This is a genomic window from Pseudomonas sp. S2_A05, assembly GCF_054668485.1.
On record NZ_CP162775.1, the window covers coordinates 4,937,826 to 4,959,742 of the forward strand.

Sequence of the window (21,917 nt, forward strand, 5' to 3'; positions counted from 1 at the left end):
AGATGCCTTTTATCTCGCGTTTCATCCTTCTGCTGGGAGCGCTGCTGGTCAGCGCCTGCGCCCAGCAAGCCCCGGCCTTCGCGCCGCCCTCCGAGCGCCCGGTCGCGGCGAGTGAACAACCGTGGCCAAAAAACCACGTGCTCGGCATTGCCTACCACGATGTCGAAGACCGTGATCCCGATCAGGCCGTGGTGGCGGTGCGCACCGAGCGCATGATCGAGCAGCTCGCCTGGCTGCGCGAGAACGGCTACAAACCAGTGACCGTCGATCAGATCATGGCCGCACGCAAGGGCGGCCCGGAGCTGCCGGCGAGAGCGGTGCTGCTCAGTTTCGACGACGGTTACGCCAGCTTCTATACCCGCGTGCTGCCAGTGCTGCGCGCCTACAACTGGCACGCGTTGCTGGCGCCGGTCGGCACCTGGATCGACACGCCGCTCAATCAACCGGTGGATTTCGCCGGCACGCCGCGTAACCGTGAGAACTTCCTGACCTGGCAGCAGATCCGCGAAATTTCCAGGTCCGGGTTGGTAGAGATCGCCGCTCACACCGATGCCAACCACAAAGGCATCCTTGGCAACCCGCAGGGCAACCTGCAGCCGGCCGCCGCGACCCGGCGTTATGACCCGGTGACCAAACGCTACGAATCCGAAGCCGATTTCCAGGCGCGCATTCGCACCGACGTGAAAAACATTTCCGAGAAGATCCGCAAGGCCACCGGTTACAAACCACGCGTCTGGGTCTGGCCGTACGGCACCGCCGACGGTACCTCGCTGACCGTGGTCGGTGAGGAGGGCTATGAAATGGCCCTGACCCTGGACGACGGCCTCGACACCCTCGATAACCTGATGAGCGGGCCGCGCTTTCTGGTCGCCTCCGATCCTGATGGCGAGCATTTCGCCAACAGCATCGTCTCGGTGCAGGCCGAAGCGCCGATGCGCGTGGTGCATGTCGACCTCGACAACGTCTACGACCCGGACCCGGCCCAGCAGGACATCAACCTCGGCAAACTGGTGCAGCGCATGGCTGACCTGGGCGCCAGCACGGTGTTCCTGCAAGCCTTCGCCGATCCCAAGGGCGATGGTCTGGTGCATTCGCTGTACTTCCCCAACCGTCACTTGCCGATGCGCGCCGACCTGTTCGACCGCGTCGCCTGGCAACTGCGCACCCGTGCCCACGTGAAGGTCTTTGCGTGGATGCCGGTGCTGAGTTTCGAACTGGATTCGAAGCTGCCGCGCGTGACCCGCTGGGACCCGAAAACCGCCACTACCTCGGTCGATCCGAAACAGTACAAACGCCTGTCACCGTTCAATCCCGAAGTGCGCAAGATCATCGGTGAAATCTATGAAGACGTGGCGCGGCTGACCTCGGTCGACGGCATTCTCTACCACGACGATGCGGTGCTCTCGGATTTTGAGGACGCCAGCCCGGATGCCCTGAAGGCCTACGCCGCTCAAGGTCTGCCAGTTTCGATTGCCGCGCTGCGCGACGATCCGGCGGCGATGCAACGCTGGACGCGTTTCAAGAGCCGCTACCTGATCGACTTCACCAACGAACTGACCGCGAAAGTCCGTGCGATTCGCGGCCCGCAAGTGCTGACGGCACGCAACATCTTTGCCGAACCGATGCTCAATCCAGAGAGCGAAGCGTGGTTCGCACAGAACCTCGATGACTTCCTCGCCACCTACGACTGGACGGCGCCAATGGCCATGCCGTTGATGGAAAAACAGACGCTGGCCGAGTCCGGCCCGTGGCTGGAAGAACTGGTCGCCACAGTGAAGAAACGTCCCGGCGCGCTCAACCGCACCGTGTTCGAATTGCAGGCGCGTGACTGGAACCAGAAGGATCAGGCCGATATCGACGCCGTGCATCTGGCGGACTGGATGGGCCGGCTCAAGCGCCAGGGCGCGACCAGTTTCGGTTACTACCCGGACAACTTTCTCGACAACCTGCCAGACCTGAAAACCGTAAGGCCTGCACTCTCCAACAAATGGAATCCATAACATGCTGGATAGACTGTTAGCCCTGCTTGTTCTGGCGATTGTCCTTGGCGTTCCGCTGGGGCTGATCTTCCTCGTGACCGGCCAGTTCCTGATGTCGTTCGTGTTCTTCTACCCACTGTTCATGTCCGGGTTGTGGATCGCCGGCGGCCTGTATTTCTGGCTGCACTGGGAGCGCCACTGGCCATGGCAGGACGACACGCTGCCGCCGCCGCTGGAAGGCGAACCGCTGATTTCGATCCTGATTCCTTGCTACAACGAAGGCGATAACGCTGCCGATACCATCCACGCGGCGCTGGCGCAGCATTACCCGAACATCGAAGTCATCGCGATCAACGACGGCTCCAAGGACAACACTGCCGCTGTGCTCGATGCGCTGGCCAAGGAAGATCCGCGACTGCGGGTTCTGCATCTGGCGGAAAACCAGGGCAAGGCTGTAGCCCTGCGCATGGGCGCGATTGCTGCGCGCAGCGAGTATCTGGTGTGCATCGATGGCGACGCCTTGCTGGCCCCAAACACTGCGGCTTATCTGGTCGCGCCGATGCTGGATAACGCACGCCTTGGCGCAGTGACCGGCAACCCGCGGATCCGCACGCGTTCGACCTTGATCGGGCGGGTGCAGGTCGGCGAGTTCTCCTCGATCATCGGCCTGATCAAACGTACGCAACGGGTCTTCGGGCGCATCTTTACCGTCTCCGGGGTGATCGTCGCGTTCCGCCGCACCGCGCTGAACCGGGTCGGCTACTGGAGCCCGGACATGATCACCGAAGACATCGACATCAGCTGGAAGCTGCAACTGGATCACTGGAGCATCTTCTACGAACCGCGCGCACTGTGCTGGATCCTCATGCCGGAAACCCTCGGCGGTCTGTGGAAGCAGCGTCTGCGCTGGGCTCAGGGCGGCGCCGAAGTGCTGTTCAAGAACATTCGCGGCATCTGGCAGTACCGCCATCGCTACCTGTGGCCGCTGCTGTTCGAATACTGCCTGTCCACCGGTTGGGCGTTCACTTTCCTGCTGTCGGTGATTTTCTGGGGCATGGGCAAGTTCATGGTCATGCCCGACGCGATCGCCGTGGATCACCTGATGCCGCCGGCCTTCACCGGTCTGTTGCTGGCGTTTGTCTGCCTGGTGCAGTTTGCCGTCAGCATCGTCATTGACCGGCGCTATGAGCCGGGTCTGGGCAAGACCATGTTCTGGGTGGTCTGGTATCCGTTGGTGTTCTGGCTCGTCAGTCTGCTGACCACCCTGGTCAGTTTCCCCAAAGTGTTGTTCAGCCAACACAAAAAACGCGCGCGCTGGGTCAGTCCTGATCGGGGCATTCGCCCGCTGGGCGACGACCAGGAGGAAGTCATCAAATGAAAATTATCCGCACTCGCCAGCGGCCCTTTCTGGTGGTGATCGACGTGATCCTCACCGTCCTGGCCTGGGTTGGCCTGCTGTTCCTGCTGGTACGCGGGTTATGGCCGTTGATCGAAACCACCGGCGGGCCGCGCATCGATCATTCGGCGTTCGACGCCTTGGGCACTTTGCAGGTTTATATGTGGGTGGCGCTCGTCAACGCGGTGATTCTGATCGGTTGGGCGCGTTACCAGCAACGCAAAAGCCGCAGCTTCGCCCAGCGCCGTTTGCCGTCGCCGGTAATTGGTGATGAAGGTCTGAGCAAGAGTTTCAAGTTGTGCGACGAGCGTTTCCAGAAACTGCGCACGCCGGGGGTGATGACCATTCATAACGATCAGGACGGCGACATCAGCCATGTGGAAACGCATTTCTGGCCGGTACAGCAGCAGGCCCTGCCCGCGCCGCCAGGGCAACAGCGGGTGATCTTTCTGCATGCCGATGGCGATGATCAACGCGAGCCGGTGAACCGGCTGACGTGACCTCCACTGTAGGAGCTGCCGAAGGCTGCGATCTTTTGATTTTGCTTATGTAAAAACAAGATCAAGAGATCGCAGCCTCGTTGCACTCGTCAGCTCCTACAGGACCGGTGTCAGGCCTGAATCAGCGTCCAGGCCTCTTTGATCCGCAGAGGTTGCTTCATCCGCTCGGCCAGCAGCGCCATCGCGCGTTGCTTGTCGCAGGCCACCGCCGCAACGACGATACCGTCTTTTGCAAACAGGCCAATGAATGGCGGCTGTTCCGGCTCACCGCTGAACTCGACCTCGTCCCACTCCTGCGCGTGACCGAGATAGTCGTAGTTCTTGCCGAAGTGGTACGTCCAGAAGAACGGCACATCCAGATAATGCTCCTCACCACCCAGCATGTTCGCCGCAGCAATCCGCGCGTGTTGCTGGGCCAGGCGCCAATGCTCGATGCGAGTGGGCTGGCCGCTCAGCGGAAACGTGGCGATATCACCGATGGCCCATAAACCATCGCTCACGCGCATGCCGTCGTCGACACGCAACGATTGGTCTTCTTCCCTGGGCAATGATTCGAAAGGTGCAGTGGCCGGTTGAACGCCGACGCCGGCGAGAACCAGATCCGCCGCCAGGCGCAGACCGTTGTCGAGCAGCACGCCCTCGACCTTGTCCTCGCCAAGGATCTGCGTAGCCTCGTGTTCGCTGATGAACTTCACCCCGTGCTCTTCGTGCAGGGCGCGAATCGCCTTGCCCACGGCCTCGCCGAATTGTTTGGCAAACGGGACTGAGTGGCGTGCCAGCACGGTAACGTCGAGGCCGTACTCGCGCAGGGCAGACGCGCATTCGAGAGCAATAAAACTGTCGCCGATGATCACCGCGCGCTGGCCCGGTTGAGCGGCGTTGATGATCTGTTCAGCCTGGGCTTTCGACCGCAGGACGAAGACGTTGGCCAGCCCGGCACCAGGCAGCTTCAACGGATTGGGCGCGCCACCGGTGGCGAGTACAGCGGCGTCGTAGCGCAGGATGCCGCCGTTGTTCAGATGCAGCGTTTTGCCTTGGGCGTCGAGTGAAGTTACTTCGCCTTGCACGCGCTCAATCCGTTGCGCTTGATAGAACGCCTCATCGCGCAGCGGCGGCACTTCTTTCGGCGACATCTCCCCGGCGAGAACAAATTTGCTCAACACCGTGCGGTCGTAGCCGGCATCCGGTTCGCCATCGACCAGCACGATGCGTCCGCCGAAACCCTTCTCCCGTAGCGCCGCCGCGCAAGCCGTGCCCGCCGCCCCGGCGCCGACCACCACGAACGTTCTTGGGTCGTCAGCGGGCGGGGTGTGCGGATCGGTCAACGGCTGGTCATCGACCCAGACTTCATCGCCGCGCAACTCCAGCGGATAGCGCTTGAGACTGTCCAGCGATGGCGGCTCGCACAGGCCGCCGTCCTCGGCACGGTACGCGGCTTTGTGCCAGGGGCAGATCAACCTGCCGTGACACAAGGCCCCCTCGGCCAACGGCGCTCCGGCGTGTGGACACAGGCCCTGAAACGCCCGCAACTCGCCGTTGGCACGCAGCAGGACGATCTTGCAGTCGCCGATTTCGACTTGCAGGCCACGGTCTTGCAGGACATCGGCGAAACGGGCGACACGGTGCAGGGACATGTTCGGCTTCCTCGCAGGCATTTCTCTTGTGAGTTGGCGGCGCCGCGCGAGGTTCAGCCATTTGCTACTGCCAAGGCACGAACGGTACAGCTATAGTCTGCGGGCCGACGACGGCCTCACTGCACAAGGTGCTCCCGGAATGACCCGATTGACCTCTCTCAACCCATGGCTGGCGGCCATCGCCGTGACCCTTTGCGTGCAGTTCCCGGCGCAGGCCCAGGAGCGCTTCACCCTGAGCATCCCCGGCGTGTCGGATAACCGTCTGTTCACCTCGGCAGCGGCAAGTGACGCACCCGGCTGCGGCGGCAAGAACCAGTCGCCGGCGTTGAGCTGGAACGCCGGCCCTGCCGGTACCCAGAGCTACGCCATCGTCATGCACGACCCGGATGGCCAGAAAGGCTTGGGCGTCGATCACTGGATTCACTACGGCATCAAACCCACCACCCACCAGATCGCGGCCGGCGTCGGTGCCAAATCCGCCCTCGAAGGCGTCGGCGGCACCAACAGCAAAGGCAACACCCACTACATGGGTCCGTGCCCGCCAGTGGGCGACAGCGCGCACCACTACATCATCCAGATCTACGCCCTCGACCTCGCCCCGGACGCCCTGCCTGCCGGCCTGACCCGCGCCGAGCTGATGGAAAAAATCAAAGGCCATGTGCTGCGCAACAGCAGCGCGGTGCGGCGTTATCACCGCTGAGGTTCGGCCGCTCACGGGCGGCTGACTGCCCTGATTCCCCAGCCATTTGGCATTGCCCCGCGAAAACGCGCACTATCAAGCCATTGCCAATGCGCTGGAGGACACCGTGGCAGCAAAAATCGACCGCATCGCCCAGCTACTCAACTGCCCGGAAAAGGGCGAACAAATGCGGCGTGCAGTAACCGAGACACGTAAGGAGTTTCTGCTGAATCAGCCGGAAGAAGACCTCGTTGAAGAAGACGAGGTATTTGACGAGGCTGAGGAGGAGGGGGATGACGACGATGAATATGACGAGTTTGACTGGACGACGGAGTGACGGCGTTCCAGCGATCTTGCCATCGCCCACAAAAAAGCCCCGGACCATCACAGTCCGGGGCTTTCTCGTTTGATTCATGGTGCACCAGGCGGGATTCGAACCCACGACCCCTGCCTTCGGAGGGCAGTACTCTATCCAGCTGAGCTACTGGTGCAGCGGGCGACATCATACCTAGGTCGGCTCGGGGCGTCCATGCCGGGTTTGGCGGGTTTTGTCAGTGTGCGTGTCGGCGCAAAATCGCTGCATTCCTTAAAGCGGTAACGTCCTGCAAAACCCTCGCTTGGCGCTTCGTCGGGGTTGATCTAAGGTTTTTCCTGCGGCATGGGTATTGTGTGCGTTGATCTGAAAAGCGGCATTTTTGTTCTTTTTTTCGAACGACCTATTGTCCTTTACCCCCTTTGAACCTACGATCCGTTTGAGATTTCAAACGCTCTTTGGCGGGATGTTGCAGCGCAGGTGCGCCCGGTCGTGCACTGTTGATGCGCCACAATCCGCTCACTGATTTCCCTGACGGCAGCCTTGCGAGGCGCCTTTCTACAATCATAATTTGCTCCGCGCAGGCCGCGGTGCTGTTAAGGAAAGCCGACATGCAGCTTAAAGACACCCAGTTGTTCCGCCAGCAAGCCTTCATCGATGGCGCTTGGGTCGATGCCGACAACGGTCAGACGATCAAGGTCAACAACCCGGCAACCGGCGAAATCCTCGGCACCGTGCCGAAGATGGGCGCCGCTGAAACCCGCCGTGCCATCGAGGCCGCCGACAAGGCGCTGCCGGCCTGGCGTGCACTGACCGCCAAAGAGCGTGCCGGCAAACTGCGTCGCTGGTTCGAGCTGATGATCGAGAACCAGGACGACCTCGCGCGCCTGATGACCCTCGAGCAGGGCAAGCCGCTGGCCGAAGCCAAGGGCGAAATCGTTTACGCCGCATCGTTCATCGAGTGGTTCGCCGAGGAAGCCAAACGCATCTACGGTGACGTGATTCCGGGTCATCAGCCGGACAAGCGCCTGATCGTCATCAAACAACCGATTGGCGTCACCGCCGCGATCACCCCGTGGAACTTCCCGGCGGCAATGATCACTCGCAAGGCCGGCCCGGCGCTGGCCGCCGGTTGCACCATGGTGCTCAAGCCAGCATCGCAAACTCCATTTTCCGCTTTCGCCCTGGCCGAACTGGCTCAGCGCGCGGGCATTCCTGCGGGCGTGTTCAGCGTGGTCTCCGGCAGCGCTGGCGACATCGGCAGCGAGCTGACCAGCAACCCGATCGTGCGCAAACTGTCCTTCACCGGCTCGACCGAAATCGGTCGCCAGTTGATGGCCGAATGCGCCAAGGACATCAAGAAAGTCTCGCTGGAACTGGGCGGCAACGCGCCGTTCATCGTGTTCGACGACGCCGATCTGGATAAGGCCGTCGAAGGCGCGATCATCTCCAAATACCGCAACAATGGCCAGACCTGCGTCTGCGCCAACCGTCTGTACATTCAGGACGCGGTCTACGATGCGTTCGCCGAGAAGCTGAAAGTAGCTGTAGCCAAACTGAAGATCGGCAACGGTCTGGAAGACGGCACCACCACCGGCCCGCTGATCGACGAAAAAGCCGTGGCCAAGGTTCAGGAACACATCGCTGACGCCGTGAGCAAAGGTGCCACCGTATTGGCGGGCGGCAAGGCGATGGAAGGCAACTTCTTCGAGCCGACCATTCTCACCAACGTGCCGAAAAACGCGGCCGTGGCCAAGGAAGAAACCTTCGGTCCGCTGGCGCCGCTGTTCCGCTTCAAAGACGAAGCCGAAGTGATCGCCATGTCCAACGACACCGAATTCGGTCTGGCCTCGTACTTCTACGCACGTGACCTCGGCCGTGTGTTCCGTGTCGCCGAAGCGCTGGAATACGGCATGGTCGGCGTCAACACCGGGCTGATCTCCAACGAAGTCGCGCCGTTCGGCGGCATCAAGGCTTCGGGCCTGGGCCGTGAAGGCTCCAAGTACGGCATCGAAGACTACCTGGAAATCAAATACCTCTGCCTGGGCATCTAAGCCGGGAAAGGGATCGCTGCAAACGCAAAGGGCACGAGAGCGCTGTCCCTTTGCGTGGTTTCAAACAGGAATTTTCTCTGCGGCCAGGAACGCCGTGGCAGTCGATCATCGCATGCTGCTACCGCCGATTTCTCCCGCTTCATCCTTGAACCACGCCGCCCGATGAGCGGCGAATGAGGACTGTAATGAGCAAGACTAACGCTGAACTGATGGCCCGCCGCACCAATGCCGTACCTCGTGGTGTTGGCCAGATTCACCCGATCTTCGCCGAGTCGGCAAAGAACGCCACCGTGACCGACGTTGAAGGTCGTGAGTTCATCGACTTCGCTGGCGGTATCGCTGTACTGAACACCGGCCACGTGCACCCGAAAATCATCGCCGCCGTGACCGAACAGCTGAACAAGCTGACCCACACCTGCTTCCAGGTACTGGCCTACGAGCCGTACGTTGAGCTGTGCGAAAAAATCAACGCCAAGGTGCCGGGTGATTTCGCCAAGAAAACCCTGCTGGTCACCACCGGTTCCGAAGCGGTGGAAAACGCCGTGAAGATCGCCCGTGCCGCCACTGGCCGCGCTGGCGTGATCGCATTCACCGGCGCTTACCACGGTCGCACGATGATGACCCTCGGCCTGACCGGTAAAGTCGTGCCTTACTCGGCCGGCATGGGCCTGATGCCAGGCGGCATCTTCCGCGCGCTGTACCCGAACGAACTGCACGGTGTGAGCATCGACGATTCGATCGCTTCCATCGAACGCATCTTCAAGAACGACGCCGAGCCGAAAGACATCGCTGCGATCATCATCGAGCCAGTGCAGGGCGAAGGTGGTTTCTACGTCGCGCCGAAGGAATTCATGAAGCGTCTGCGCGCTTTGTGCGACCAGCACGGCATCCTGCTGATCGCTGACGAAGTGCAGACCGGCGCTGGCCGTACCGGCACCTTCTTCGCTATGGAACAGATGGGCGTTGCCGCCGACCTCACCACATTCGCCAAGTCCATCGCTGGCGGCTTCCCGCTGGCCGGCGTGTGCGGCAAGGCCGAGTACATGGACGCCATTGCGCCGGGCGGCCTGGGCGGCACCTACGCCGGTAGCCCGATCGCTTGCGCCGCTGCACTGGCAGTGATGGAAGTGTTTGAAGAAGAGCAACTGCTGGACCGTTGCAAGGCTGTCGGTGAGCGTCTGGTCACTGGCCTGAAGGCCATTCAGGCCAAGTACCCGGTGATCGGTGAAGTGCGTGCGCTGGGCGCGATGATCGCGGTCGAGCTGTTCGAAAACGGCGACAGCCACAAGCCGAACCCGACTGCCGTGGCTGCCGTGGTGGCCAAGGCGCGTGACAAGGGCCTGATCCTGCTGTCCTGCGGCACTTACGGTAACGTGCTGCGCGTGCTGGTTCCGCTGACGTCGCCCGATGAGCAACTGGACAAAGGTCTGGCGATCATCGAAGAGTGCTTCTCTGAGCTCTGATCCGTTGGTGTGACTAGCTCGACAAAAACCCGCTTCGGCGGGTTTTTTTCGTCCCTTGAAACACATCGGACCTGTTTGCGCTGTATCGAATCGCCAGCATTGGCTAAGGTTCAGACATTGCAAGGAGAGCGCGCATGACTGCCGTTGATTTACCCGCCGTACCTCGGGTGTTGATTGCCGAGGCCGATCCCTGGTCCCGTGACCTGCTCAAACAAGTGCTACTCAATGTGCGCTGCGATGCGCGTCTGGATTTGTGTGCCGATGGCCAGCAGGCAATGTCGTTGCTCAGCGAGGTGCCCTATGACTTGGCCATCGTCGATTGGGAGCTGCCCGGCATCGACGGATTGCATGTGCTGCGCAGCGTCCGCCAGCGCAAACGCAATCCGCCGTTGCCGTTCATTCTGATGAGCAGCCGCAACGACAGCGCCAGCGTGCGCGAAGCGATTCCGCTGGCGCCGACGGCGTACCTGACCAAACCGTTGAACATGGAAGGCCTGACCGAGCGCTTGCAGGGCTTGCTGCTCAACGCTGGCGAAGCGGTGGTTTGCGAAGTGCCGGCACTGGCGCCGGGCATGACCCTGTCGGTGTTCCTTGAGCGGCGTCGCGAGCAGGCCGATGGCGCGCCGTTGATGACCGACGTGCAAGTGGCGGTCAAGCGTAGCCTCAATCCCGAAGGGCTGGACCTCAAGTTGCTGGAGGAAGAGGTCCGCACCGATCCGCAGATTACCGCCGTGCTGATCGCAGCCGCCAACAGTGCCGCGCAACACTACGGCGCGCCGGTGCAAACCCTGGCCCAGGCGCTGCACCGACTCGGCACCGGGCAGAGCATGAACCTGATTCTCGGCCTGGCGCTCAAACGCAGCGCGCGGCTCAGCGATCCATGCCTGGCGGATTACGCCGAGCGCTATTGGGGACTGTCCCTGCACACGGCGGAATATGCGCGCACGCTGGCGCGCCTGCTCGATCTGGATCAGGAGCGTTGCTATTGCGCGGGCATGCTGCATCGGCTCGGCGATCTGGCGCTGCTGCGCTGCTTGCAGGAGTGGCAACAAGCCGGCGGCGAGCTGGACGAGTTGCAGGAGGTCGGTGAAGCGTTGGCGAAGTTTGCCGCTTCTTACGGCTCGGCATTGCGCACTCGCTGGCGTCTGCCGCTGGAGTTGCGCGAGTTGATTGCTTCGGCCTACCAGCTCGGTGGTGGCGTTTACAGTCGCGAGGCGCTGGTGATGCACATGGCGGCGCAGATGGCACGGCTGACCGAGCATGAAGGCGTTGAGGAACTGGCGAAGAGCCGGACGGCGCGGTTGCTCAAGATCGGCTTGCCGGAGTTGCTGCGGATGCGCAAATGACAGATCACCACATTCCAATGTGGGAGCGAGCCTGCTCGCGAAGGCGCCAGCGCAGGCAACATTTTTGTTGAAAGTGCGGGCCTCATCGCGGGCAAGCCCGCTCCCACAGGAATTGCGGCAGCCACAAAATACGGATCAGGCCGCAATAATCCGGTTCTTGCCCTGCCGTTTCGCCTCGTACATCGCCGCATCCGCGCGGGCGAACAGGCTGTCCAGGCTCTTGTCTTCGTCGGTGAGGTTGGTAAGGCCCTGGCTCACGGTGATGCTGAATGCTTGCCCGTCGTGGTTGAAGCGCAGTCGCTGGATCTCCTGCTGCAGTCGCTCTGCCACTTGCACGGCCATGTCCGGCGCACAGCCGGGAAACACCGCAGCGAACTCCTCACCACCAATCCGCCCGAACAGATCGCCACGGCGCAATGAGCCGCGCCCGCATTCGGCGATCCGTTGCAGCACGTTGTCGCCCTCGGGGTGGCCGTAGCTGTCGTTGATCACTTTGAAATCGTCGATGTCCAGCAACAGGAAGGCCAGCGGTGTGCCTTGGCGGCGGGCCTCAGCGAACTCGCGGTGGGCACATTCGAAGAAGTGGCGGCGGTTGCTGCTTTGCGTCAGCACATCGGTGGTGGCCAAGCGCTGCAGCTCGGTTTCCATGTTTTTCTTGTCAGTGATGTCTTCGGCGATGCCGACGATGATTACCGGCTGTCCAGGCTCGTCCTGGCGATTGATAAAACATTTGTCGCTGAGCCAGCGCACCTGGCCATCGGCGGCAATGATGCGGTACTCGCGATCTTCCACCGCACCTCGGTGCAGGACTTCGGCGAGGCTCTGCTCGGCGTACTCCAGATCATCGGGATAAATGCTGTCGCGCCACTGGTTGTAATCCGCCAACAACAGCGCGGCGGAACGGCCGAAGATCCGTTCATAGGCCGGACTGACGTACAACACCTGTCGGGTTTCCCAGTTGAAAGCCCAGAGCACGGCGTTGACGCTGACCAGCAGCGAACTGATCAATTGTTCGCGCTCGCTCAGGCGCGCGACTTCGCCCTGCGCGTGCATCAGCGCCATCAGCGTTTGCGCGGCCTCGGGCCATTGAGTGAAGGACGTGTCTTTCTGGTTGTTGTTGACCATCGGCACAAATCTCAAAGGGCGCGCCGCAATGTCGACAACGGCCACAGGACAGCCCGCCGGGATGGCGAAGTGTCATTGAGATAGAGGATTTTCGGCGAAGTTCCCGGCCATTACCGAGTCCCGCCGGGCGGCGAGGTGCAGGAACCGAAGAGCGCAACGAGGCTGCGATCTTTGAGATCGCAGCCTCGTTGCCGGTCAGGCAGTCGCAGGACGCAGCGAGTAGGTTTTCAGCTGATCAGCAAAATCCCGCAACGACTGGATGCCACTGGCCTCGGCCTCGTGAATCCATTCCTTGATGGCGGCCAGCATGTCGTGGCCATTGGAACTGGTCTTGACCCAGATCTGCTGCAAAGCCAGGCGCTTCTCGTAGATCACTTTCAACGCATGGCTGTGTTCGAGCATGGTCTGGATGCGCAGGTGATGACGGTCTTCCAGCAGGCTGGTTTCCCGCGACAGCAGGCGTTTGGCCCGGTGGAACTGGTGGCGCACCGAATGATCGACCTTGGCCAGCTCTTGCTTGACCAGCGGGCCGATCACCAATTTGCGGTACTGGGCCATGATCTGGAAGCGGTTGTTGAGGATCGCCATGGCGGTGTCCATGTCCAGGCTGCCCTTGCCTTCGACGCGGTGGGCAATCGGTGCGACCCGCTGCACTTTGGCCAGACGCAGGAAGCAGAAGACCTTGATCCACGCCCAGCCGAGGTCGAATTCCCACTTCTTCACCGACAGCTTGGCCGAGTTGGGGTAGGTGTGATGGTTGTTGTGCAGCTCTTCGCCGCCGATCAGGATGCCCCACGGCACCAGATTGGTCGCTGCGTCACGGCATTCGAAATTGCGATAGCCGACGGCATGGCCCAGACCGTTGATCACCCCAGCGGCCCACACCGGAATCCACATCATCTGGATCGCCCAGATGGTGATGCCGATGGTGCCGAACAGCAGCAGGTCGATCACGCCCATGATCGCCACGCCCAGCAGCGGATAGCGACTGTAGACGTTGCGTTCGACCCAGTCTTCCGGGCAGTTCTTGCCGTAGATGCGCAGGGTTTCCGGGTTCTGCGCTTCGCTGCGGTACAGCTCGGCGCCGGTGCGCAGTACGGTGGACAGACCCTTGATGACCGGGCTGTGCGGGTCATCCTCGGTCTCGCATTTGGCGTGGTGTTTGCGGTGGATGGCAGTCCACTCGCGGGTGTTCTGCGCCGTGGTCAGCCACAGCCAGAAACGGAAAAAGTGCTTCAGACCCGCATTCAGCTCGAGCGAGCGGTGGGCCGAGTAACGGTGCAGATAGACCGTGACGGCAACAATCGTCACATGGGTCATCAGCAGGGTGACCGCGACCAGTGACCAGGCCGACAAGCCAAGAAAACCTTCGTACCACATAGGCTATAGGGCCCTCGATAAAGATAAAAACAGCCGTTGCATTATCACTAAGCACACAGATAAAACCAGTCGCCCTTTCAGATAAGAAGTCGCTGAATGTTTCTTGACCTATAATTCCAACCTTTTTGTAGGGACATGGACGACCGAATGTCTGCGACTTACCGCGATGCCTTGCGTGCAGCGTTGCTCTACCTCGTACTGGCCGCCCTGTGGCTGCAAGTTTCTGATCATTTATTAAGCAGATTCTTCGATGACTCCCGTGAGCTGACCCATTGGCAACTGATCAACGGTTATCTGCTGGCGACGATCAGCGCCGCGCTGATTTTCCTCGCACGGGCGCGGCTGTGCGGGTTTCTCGGCATCGGCGCGCATTTGCGCGAGCGCCACACCGACCGTGAGCGTCTGCGTCAGGCGGCCGCCGTGTTCGACTGCACTCGCGAAGGGGTGCTGGTTACCGACCACCGGGGCCTGATCGTCCACGTCAATCGCGCCTTTATCGAGATCACCGGTTATCGGCGCGACGAGGTCATCGGCCAGCAGCCCAGTCTGTTCAAGTCCGGCCATCATCCGCCGGGCTTCTATCAGGCGATGTTCGCTACCCTCGAGGCTGAAGGTGAGTGGAGCGGCGAGATCTGGAACCGGCGCAAGACCGGCGAGATTTATCCACAGTGGCAAACCATCCGGGTGATTCACGATGATTCCGGCCGGCTCAGCCATTACGTGGCGGTGTTCTCCGACATCAGTGCGATCAAGGATTCCGAGTCCGAGCTCAAACACCTGGCGCATCACGATCCGTTGACCGATCTGCCCAATCGCCTGCTGTTCAGCGACCGCGCCGAACAGGCGTTGGCTTCCGCGCAGACGCACAAGCGTGGCTGCGCGCTGCTGATGCTCGATCTGGATCATTTCAAGATGATCAACGACAGCCTCGGGCATAACGTCGGCGATCGGTTGCTAAAAGCGGTGGCGACGCGTTTGCAGGAACTGTTCGGCCACGGCATTACCTTGGCGCGGCTCGGCGGTGACGAGTTCGCGGTGCTCGCGGAAAGTTGTCCACAGCCGGCCCAGGCTGCCGCGCTGGCGCAACGGACTCTGGACGCCTTGAAGGAGCCGGTGCTGGTAGATGGCAATCAACTGTTCATCAACGCGAGCATCGGCATCAGCCTGTTTCCCAGCGATGCCCTCAGCGCCGAGCAGTTGTTACGCAACGCCGACAGCGCGCTGTTCAAGGCCAAAAGCAGCGGGCGCAATGGCTACGCGCTGTATACCGAAGAGCTGACCGCCCATGCCCAGCAACGGGTCGAAATCGCCTTCGAGCTGCGCCGCGCACTGGAGCAGGAGGAACTGCGCGTCTACTACCAACCGGTGCATGACCTGCAAAGCGGCCGTCTGGTTGGCGTCGAGGCACTGGTGCGTTGGCAGCATCCGCAACGCGGTCTGGTGTCACCGGCGGAATTCATTCCGATTGCCGAGCGCACCGGGCTGATCGCCGAGATCGATGCCTGGGTGATGCAGCAGGCTTGCCGACAGATGTGCCAATGGCAGCAGAGCGGCGTGGTGCTGGCGTTCGTCGCGGTGAATGTCTCCTCGCGGCTGTTTGCCCGGCGCGAGTTGTACCAGCAGGTGGCGCAGGTGCTGCACGACACGGGGCTGGATCCGGTCTATCTGGAACTGGAAGTCACCGAAAGCGCGGTGATGGATGACCCTGAAGTGGCGCTGGAACAGATGCATCGCTTGCGCGAGCTGGGTGTGCGTCTGGCTATTGATGATTTCGGTACTGGCTATTCGTCGCTGCTGCGGCTCAAGCGCCTGCCGGTGCAGAAACTCAAGATCGATCAGGGCTTCGTCGCCGGGTTGCCGTGGGATGAAGATGACGTGGCGATTGTCCGGGTGATCATCGCGCTGGCCCGCAGCATGGGCATGCAGGTCCATGCCGAAGGGATCGAACAGGTTGAGCAGGCGGCATTTCTGTTGGCGCAGGAATGCGATCTGGGGCAGGGCTACTGGTTTGGGCGGCCGGTGTCTGCTGATCGGCTTGATTGGGCGAAAACGCCAATGATTGGCTGAAAAGGCCTATCAGGCTATCACCGACCTTGTGGTGAGGGGATTTATCCCCGTTGGGTCGCGTAGCGACCCCAAGAAATGGGACTGCTACGCAGTCCAACGGGGATAAATCCCCTCGCCACAAGTTCTTTTGACGACTTCAAATCAGCGCAAACCCCTTGCCCACTCTCATATTGTTTTCTGGTTATATAAACATTCTTAAATAGTCTTTTTAAGAATATCCGTGCCTCTCTTATATTGCTCCCACGCCGAACGCAGTGCCGCCCACTGCCAGGCAAATCCCCTTCAAAGGAGCAGCACCATGAGCGCATCCCTTCGCAGCGTTGACGGTCAGGACGAAGCCACGATCTTGCGTGAAATCCAGAGTGCCCTGCGCGATCTGCGGTTCGGCGCAGTGGAGATCACTGTGCACAACGCGCAAGTCGTACAGATCGAACGCAAAGAGAAATTCCGTTTGCAGCAACCCGGTAAGCAACCGGGCTGAGCTGAAGATCAAAAGATCGCAGCCTTCGGCAGCTCCTACAGGGGGCTGCGTGCAGGAGCTGGCGAAGGCGGCGATCTTTCAACGCGATCCGATTCCAGCAATACATAAGAAAAAGCCATCACCAAGAATTCCAGGAGCTTTCACCATGTCGTCGATTCGCCGTTACGCTCTGGCCGCGCTGGTCAGTGCCGTGTTTGCCGGTTCCGCCGTTGCCAAGGATTACGAGCTGCTCAACGTGTCGTATGACCCGACGCGGGAGCTGTATCAGGAATACAACGCCGAATTCATCAAGTTCTGGCAGAAGGACCATGCCGGCGACACGGTGAAAATCCAGCAGTCCCACGGTGGCTCGGGCAAGCAGGGGCGTGCGGTGATCGATGGCCTGCGTGCTGACGTGGTGACCCTGGCCCTGGCCGGTGACATCGATGAAATCGCCAAGCTCGGCAAGAGCCTGCCGGCCGACTGGCAGCAGCGTCTGCCGCAAGCGAGCACGCCGTACACCTCGACCATCGTGTTCCTGGTGCGCAAGGGCAACCCGAAAGGCATCAAGGACTGGGGCGATCTGGTCAAGAACGATGTCTCGGTGATCACACCAAACCCGAAAACCTCGGGCGGTGCGCGCTGGAACTTCCTCGCCGCGTGGGCCTATGGCCTGAAAGCCAACGGTGGTGACGAAGCCAAGGCCAAGGAATACGTACAGACCCTGTTCAAGCACGTGCCGATCCTTGACACCGGCGCCCGTGGTTCGACCATTACCTTCGTCAACAACGGTCAGGGCGATGTGTTGCTGGCTTGGGAAAACGAAGCGTTCCTGGCGCTGAAAGAAGACGGCGGCGCAGACAAGTTCGACATCGTCGTGCCGTCGCTGTCGATCCTCGCCGAACCGCCAGTGGCGGTGGTCGACAAGAATGCCGAGAAGAAGGGCAACGCGCAGATTGCCGAGGCCTATCTCAAGCATCTGTACAGCCCGGCCGGCCAGGAAATCGCCGCGAAAAACTTCTATCGTCCACGTGACAAGGACGTAGCGGCCAAGTACGCCCAGCAGTTCCCGAAACTGGAACTGGTGACCATCGACAAGGACTTCGGCGGGTGGAAATCCGCGCAGCCGAAATTCTTCAACGACGGCGGCGTGTTCGACCAGATTTATCAGGCGCAGTAATCTCGCCTTCAACCGGCCTGATGTCTGGGCACATGACATGTGGGACTGAGCTTTTGTGGTGAGGGGATAAGTCCCCTCACCACAGGGCTCACTCCCACATTGATGCGTTTTCAACCAGGGACTTTTATGTCGCGTCGTATCTCCCCCGTCATACCCGGCTTCGGGCTGACGCTGGGTTACACCTTGGTGTACCTCAGCCTGATTGTGCTTATCCCGCTGGCGGCGATGTTCGTCCACGCCGCCCAGCTGACCTGGGATCAGTTCTGGACGATCATCTCCGCACCGCGGGTGCTGGCGGCGTTGAAGCTGAGCTTCGGTACCGCGCTGTGTGCGGCGATCATCAACGGCATCATCGGCACGTTGCTGGCCTGGGTGCTGGTGCGCTACACCTTCCCCGGACGCAAGGTGATCGACGCGATGATCGATCTGCCGTTCGCCCTGCCGACAGCCGTGGCCGGTATTGCGCTGACCGCGCTGTACGCGCCGGCCGGGCTGGTCGGGCAATTTGCCGCTGACCTCGGTTTCAAGATCGCCTACACCCCGCTGGGCATCACCCTGGCGCTGACCTTCGTCACGCTGCCGTTCGTGGTGCGCACGGTGCAGCCGGTGCTGGCCGATATTCCCCGTGAAGTCGAAGAAGCGGCGGCGTGCCTGGGTGCGAAGCCATGGCAGGTATTTCGCCACATTCTGGTTCCGGCACTGCTGCCCGCCTGGCTGACCGGTTTTGCGCTGGCGTTCGCGCGTGGCGTCGGCGAGTACGGTTCGGTGATTTTCATTGCCGGCAACATGCCGATGAAAACCGAGATCCTGCCGCTGCTGATCATGGTCAAACTCGACCAATACGATTACACCGGCGCTACCGCCATCGGCGTATTGATGCTGGTGGTTTCCTTCATCCTGTTGCTGCTGATCAACTTGCTGCAGCGGCGCATCGAAACCCCATAAGGAGGCGCGAACATGTCCCAATCGTCCATTGCGGCCGCCTCTTCGGCCAACGCAGCGCGGCGTGGCAGCGCCACTTCACGCAGAATACTGATCGGTCTTGGCTGGCTGATCTTTTTCCTGTTTCTGCTGCTGCCATTGTTCATCGTGGTGTCGCAGGGTTTGAAGAATGGCCTCGGTGCATTTTTCACCGCGATCTTTGAACCGGACGCACTGTCGGCACTGAAACTTACCGTGTTCGCCGTGCTGATTTCGGTGCCGCTGAACCTGGTGTTCGGCGTCAGCGCGGCGTGGTGCGTGAGCAAATACTCGTTCCGTGGCAAGAGCATGCTGGTGACGCTGATCGACCTGCCGTTCTCGGTGTCGCCGGTGATCGCCGGTCTGGTCTACGTGCTGATGTTCGGTGCGCAGGGCCTGTTCGGGCCGTGGTTGCAGGATCACGACATCCAGATCGTCTTCGCCCTGCCGGGCATTGTGCTGGCGACGATTTTCGTCACCGTGCCGTTCGTGGCCCGTGAACTGATTCCGCTGATGCAGGAACAAGGCACCCAAGAGGAGGAAGCCGCGCGCCTGCTCGGTGCCAATGGCTGGCAGATGTTCTGGCACGTCACCGTGCCGAACATCAAGTGGGGCCTGATTTATGGCGTGGTGCTGTGTACCGCGCGGGCCATGGGCGAGTTCGGTGCGGTGTCGGTGGTCTCCGGGCACATTCGCGGGGTGACCAACACCTTGCCGCTGCACGTCGAGATCCTCTACAACGAATACAACCACGTGGCCGCGTTCGCCGTGGCGAGCCTGTTGCTGATCCTGGCGCTCTTCATCCTGCTGCTCAAGCAGTGGAGCGAAAACCGTATCAACCGCCTGCGCGCCAGCGCCGCGGAGGAATAATTCATGTCGATCGAAGTGCGTAACGTCAGCAAGAATTTCAACGCGTTCAAGGCGCTGGACAACATCAGCCTGGATATCCACAGCGGTGAACTGGTCGCGCTGCTTGGCCCGTCGGGCTGCGGCAAAACCACCTTGCTGCGCATTATTGCCGGTCTGGAAACCCCGGATCAGGGCAACATCGTTTTTCACGGCGAGGACGTTTCCGGCCACGATGTGCGTGATCGCAACGTCGGTTTCGTGTTCCAGCATTACGCCTTGTTCCGCCACATGACAGTGTTCGACAACGTCGCGTTCGGCCTGCGGATGAAACCGAAAAACCAGCGCCCGAGCGAAAGCCAGATCGCCACCAAGGTTCACGAACTGCTGAACATGGTCCAGCTGGACTGGTTGTCGGATCGCTACCCGGAGCAGTTGTCCGGTGGTCAGCGTCAGCGTATCGCTTTGGCCCGTGCCCTGGCGGTGGAGCCGAAAGTGCTGCTGCTGGATGAACCGTTCGGCGCCCTCGATGCCAAGGTGCGCAAGGAACTGCGGCGCTGGCTGGCGCGGCTGCACGAAGACATCAACCTGACGTCGGTGTTCGTGACCCACGACCAGGAAGAAGCGATGGAAGTCGCCGACCGCATCGTGGTGATGAACAAGGGTGTGATCGAGCAGATCGGCTCACCGGGCGACGTCTACGAAAACCCGGCCAGCGATTTCGTCTATCACTTCCTCGGCGATTCGAACCGCTTGCTGTTGAGCGACGACAACCACGTGCTGTTCCGCCCGCACGAAGTGTCGTTGTCCAAGCATGAGCTGGAAGATCACCATGCCGCTGAAGTGCGCGATATCCGGCCGTTGGGCGCGACCACGCGGGTGACGTTGAAGGTTGAGGGGCAGACGGATTTGATCGAGGCCGAAGTGGTGAAAGACCACGACAGCCTGATCGGGTTGGCCAAGGGTGAAACCCTGTTCTTCAAGCCGAAGGTCTGGCAGAAAGTCGCCAATATTTAAAGGCAAAAGCTTCGCGAGCAGGCTCGCTCCCACAGGGAAAACTCATTCCAAATGTGGGAGCGAGCCTGCTCGCGAATACGATCTAGACAGCAGCGCGATTCGGATTGACCCGCACCATCCCCGCCCGCAACTCGATCTCTTGTTTCAATTCCTGCCGTATCCCCAGCAGAAACGCCAACTCAGCCACAACGAACAACGGCCCGACAATCAGCCCGCTGATGTCATCGACAAACGCCGGTTTGCGCCCTTCATAGTGATGCCCGACAAACTGGATCACCCAGCCGATCACGAACATCGCCGGGCCGCTGCTCAGCCAGACCATGGTGCTCTGCTGCGCCAGTGCATGCCCGGCCCACACCGACAGCCCCATCAGTACTGTCATCAACACGCCAAGCTTCAACTCCAGACGCAGGTAAAACCACGCCGAGGCCAGCGCCACCACAACGGCTGGAGATATCCACAGCCCGCCCAGCTCCCACTGCGGCCGTGACAGCAGGACAGCCACCGCCACCACGATCAGCGGAATGCCGATAAAGTGGCTGGCAATGTTGCGCGGGTCGCGGTGGTAGGCGGCGTATTGACTGAGATGGTCGACGAGGCTTTTCATTGTTGTTCCTCCAGTGGGGTTGAATGCATCATCCCTCGGGATCCGCGTTCGCTCTGTCGGGCAGGCGACACTCCAGGAGTGGTTATGCAAATTCGTGCACAGTTACTCAGCGGCCAGTGGTTCAGTCATTTGCCTGCATCTTTTCAGGATAGCCTGCTGGCGCTGGCTCGGGAGCGGCGGCTGACGGCGGGACAACGATTGTTCCAGCGTGGCGATGCGCCGTGCGGTCTGTATGCAGTGCTCGATGGCGCCGTGCGCATCGGCGCGGTGAGCGAGCAGGGCAAGGAGGCGTTGTTGAGTCTGGTGGAGGCGCCGCACTGGTTCGGCGAAATCTGCCTGTTCGATGGCCAGCCTCGCACTCACGATGCCTATGCAGTCGGGTCGTGCACCTTGCTGAATGTTCCGCAAGCGGCGTTGCTCAAATTGCTCGACGAACAGCCGCAGTACTGGCGGCATCTGGCGCTGTTGATGAGCCACAAATTGCGCCTGGCCTTCATCAATCTCGAACAGCTGAGCCTGCTGCCAGCCCCGGCGCGTCTCGCCCATCGGCTGCTGATGATTGCCGAAGGCTACGGCGAACTCGACGCACCACGCCGGATGCTGCAACTGCCGCAGGAGCAGTTGGCGGCGATGCTGTCGCTGTCGCGGCAGACCACCAATCAGATCCTCAAGGATCTGCAGGGGCAGGGGATTATCGGGCTCGCATACGGCGAAATCGAAATTCTCGATGCGGTGAGATTGCGTGCCTTGGCCACGATCTGAAAACTGAAACCGATCCAATGTCGGAACTGGCACCTGTGGCGAGGGGATTTATCCCCGCTGGGGCGCGAAGCGGCCCTGAAAAATGGGACCGCTGCGCAGTCCAACGGGGATAAATCCCCTCGCCACAGAAACCAGTTCCAACAAAGGAT

At 60.9% G+C, this 21,917-nt stretch carries 19 protein-coding genes and 1 tRNA gene; 15 read left to right on the forward strand and 5 right to left on the reverse strand.

The features are described from left to right. Positions 1 to 2 precede the first annotated feature (2 nt). The 3 genes from pgaB to pgaD are packed head-to-tail and all read left to right on the forward strand — an operon-like array spanning position 3 to position 3,875. Positions 3 to 2,000, forward strand: coding sequence for a poly-beta-1,6-N-acetyl-D-glucosamine N-deacetylase PgaB (gene pgaB, locus AB4O12_RS22465; protein WP_460059753.1), 1,998 nt, complete (start codon positions 3 to 5; stop codon positions 1,998 to 2,000). Between the two features lies 1 nt (position 2,001). Beyond that, positions 2,002 to 3,357, forward strand: coding sequence for a poly-beta-1,6-N-acetyl-D-glucosamine synthase (gene pgaC / locus AB4O12_RS22470; protein WP_095181141.1), 1,356 nt, complete (start codon positions 2,002 to 2,004; stop codon positions 3,355 to 3,357). Next, complete coding sequence (gene pgaD, locus AB4O12_RS22475) at positions 3,354 to 3,875, forward strand: poly-beta-1,6-N-acetyl-D-glucosamine biosynthesis protein PgaD (RefSeq protein WP_041477426.1); 522 nt, start codon at positions 3,354 to 3,356, stop codon at positions 3,873 to 3,875. The genes pgaC and pgaD overlap by 4 nt, the downstream gene beginning before the upstream one ends. Positions 3,876 to 3,985: 110 nt before the next feature. On the opposite strand, the gene AB4O12_RS22480 is transcribed toward pgaD, so the two are convergent. Continuing rightward, positions 3,986 to 5,509, reverse strand: coding sequence for an FAD-dependent oxidoreductase (locus tag AB4O12_RS22480; RefSeq protein ID WP_460059754.1), 1,524 nt, complete (start codon positions 5,507 to 5,509; stop codon positions 3,986 to 3,988). 139 nt (positions 5,510 to 5,648) lie between these two features. Here AB4O12_RS22480 and AB4O12_RS22485 point away from each other — a divergent pair, with 139 nt between their 5' ends. Continuing rightward, positions 5,649 to 6,209 (forward strand): YbhB/YbcL family Raf kinase inhibitor-like protein, encoded by a 561-nt coding sequence (locus tag AB4O12_RS22485; protein WP_016772253.1) that lies wholly within the window; start codon positions 5,649 to 5,651, stop codon positions 6,207 to 6,209. A 46-nt stretch (positions 6,210 to 6,255) separates the two neighbouring features. Continuing rightward, positions 6,256 to 6,525, forward strand: coding sequence for a hypothetical protein (locus tag AB4O12_RS22490; RefSeq protein WP_071174021.1), 270 nt, complete (start codon positions 6,256 to 6,258; stop codon positions 6,523 to 6,525). Between the two features lie 77 nt (positions 6,526 to 6,602). On the opposite strand, the gene AB4O12_RS22495 is transcribed toward AB4O12_RS22490, so the two are convergent. Further along, positions 6,603 to 6,679, reverse strand: a tRNA-Arg gene (locus AB4O12_RS22495). A gap of 433 nt (positions 6,680 to 7,112) precedes the next feature. Between AB4O12_RS22495 and gabD the strand changes: the two genes are divergently transcribed. The 3 genes from gabD (at position 7,113) to AB4O12_RS22510 (ending at position 11,364) form a co-directional block, all read left to right on the forward strand. Next, the gene (gabD, locus tag AB4O12_RS22500) at positions 7,113 to 8,555 is read left to right on the forward strand and encodes an NADP-dependent succinate-semialdehyde dehydrogenase (protein ID WP_024011131.1); all 1,443 of its coding nucleotides are present in this window, start codon (positions 7,113 to 7,115) and stop codon (positions 8,553 to 8,555) included. Between the two features lie 185 nt (positions 8,556 to 8,740). Next, a complete protein-coding gene (gabT, locus tag AB4O12_RS22505; protein ID WP_016772251.1) occupies positions 8,741 to 10,018 on the forward strand; it encodes a 4-aminobutyrate--2-oxoglutarate transaminase in 1,278 nt (425 codons plus the stop codon). 134 nt (positions 10,019 to 10,152) lie between these two features. After that, on the forward strand, positions 10,153 to 11,364 hold the full coding sequence (locus AB4O12_RS22510) for an HDOD domain-containing protein (protein ID WP_460059755.1): 1,212 nt from the start codon (positions 10,153 to 10,155) through the stop codon (positions 11,362 to 11,364). Between the two features lie 135 nt (positions 11,365 to 11,499). Here the strand turns inward: AB4O12_RS22510 and AB4O12_RS22515 are convergent, their stop codons facing one another. Together AB4O12_RS22515 and desA are read right to left on the reverse strand one after the other, a co-directional pair. Beyond that, positions 11,500 to 12,489 carry a GGDEF domain-containing protein gene (locus AB4O12_RS22515; protein ID WP_150638089.1) on the reverse strand — a complete coding sequence of 330 codons (990 nt, stop codon included), beginning with the start codon at positions 12,487 to 12,489 and terminating at the stop codon, positions 11,500 to 11,502. Between the two features lie 195 nt (positions 12,490 to 12,684). Then, positions 12,685 to 13,869: a delta-9 fatty acid desaturase DesA gene (gene desA, locus AB4O12_RS22520; protein ID WP_041477431.1), complete on the reverse strand. Its 1,185-nt coding sequence runs from the start codon at positions 13,867 to 13,869 to the stop codon at positions 12,685 to 12,687. Between the two features lie 147 nt (positions 13,870 to 14,016). Between desA and dibA the strand changes: the two genes are divergently transcribed. From dibA to AB4O12_RS22550, 6 genes are all read left to right on the forward strand, one after another. Further along, complete coding sequence (gene dibA, locus AB4O12_RS22525; RefSeq protein WP_150743108.1) at positions 14,017 to 15,936, forward strand: phosphodiesterase DibA; 1,920 nt, start codon at positions 14,017 to 14,019, stop codon at positions 15,934 to 15,936. Positions 15,937 to 16,234: 298 nt separating this feature from the next. Beyond that, positions 16,235 to 16,417, forward strand: a complete 183-nt coding sequence (gene oscA, locus AB4O12_RS22530) for a sulfur starvation response protein OscA (RefSeq protein WP_041477433.1) — start codon at positions 16,235 to 16,237, stop codon at positions 16,415 to 16,417. 145 nt (positions 16,418 to 16,562) lie between these two features. After that, positions 16,563 to 17,576, forward strand: a complete 1,014-nt coding sequence (locus tag AB4O12_RS22535; RefSeq protein WP_150637858.1) for a sulfate ABC transporter substrate-binding protein — start codon at positions 16,563 to 16,565, stop codon at positions 17,574 to 17,576. Positions 17,577 to 17,702: 126 nt separating this feature from the next. Beyond that, on the forward strand, positions 17,703 to 18,521 hold the full coding sequence (gene cysT, locus AB4O12_RS22540; protein ID WP_016772245.1) for a sulfate ABC transporter permease subunit CysT: 819 nt from the start codon (positions 17,703 to 17,705) through the stop codon (positions 18,519 to 18,521). A 12-nt stretch (positions 18,522 to 18,533) separates the two neighbouring features. Then, positions 18,534 to 19,406, forward strand: a complete 873-nt coding sequence (gene cysW / locus AB4O12_RS22545; RefSeq protein ID WP_007917679.1) for a sulfate ABC transporter permease subunit CysW — start codon at positions 18,534 to 18,536, stop codon at positions 19,404 to 19,406. Between the two features lie 3 nt (positions 19,407 to 19,409). Continuing rightward, positions 19,410 to 20,399, forward strand: a complete 990-nt coding sequence (locus AB4O12_RS22550) for a sulfate/molybdate ABC transporter ATP-binding protein (protein WP_056786991.1) — start codon at positions 19,410 to 19,412, stop codon at positions 20,397 to 20,399. Between the two features lie 82 nt (positions 20,400 to 20,481). Here AB4O12_RS22550 and AB4O12_RS22555 read toward each other — a convergent pair whose 3' ends face one another. Beyond that, positions 20,482 to 21,006: an Mpo1 family 2-hydroxy fatty acid dioxygenase gene (locus AB4O12_RS22555; RefSeq protein WP_460059756.1), complete on the reverse strand. Its 525-nt coding sequence runs from the start codon at positions 21,004 to 21,006 to the stop codon at positions 20,482 to 20,484. A gap of 84 nt (positions 21,007 to 21,090) precedes the next feature. Between AB4O12_RS22555 and AB4O12_RS22560 the strand changes: the two genes are divergently transcribed. Beyond that, on the forward strand, positions 21,091 to 21,768 hold the full coding sequence (locus AB4O12_RS22560) for a Crp/Fnr family transcriptional regulator (protein WP_236168252.1): 678 nt from the start codon (positions 21,091 to 21,093) through the stop codon (positions 21,766 to 21,768). Positions 21,769 to 21,917: the final 149 nt, after the last annotated feature.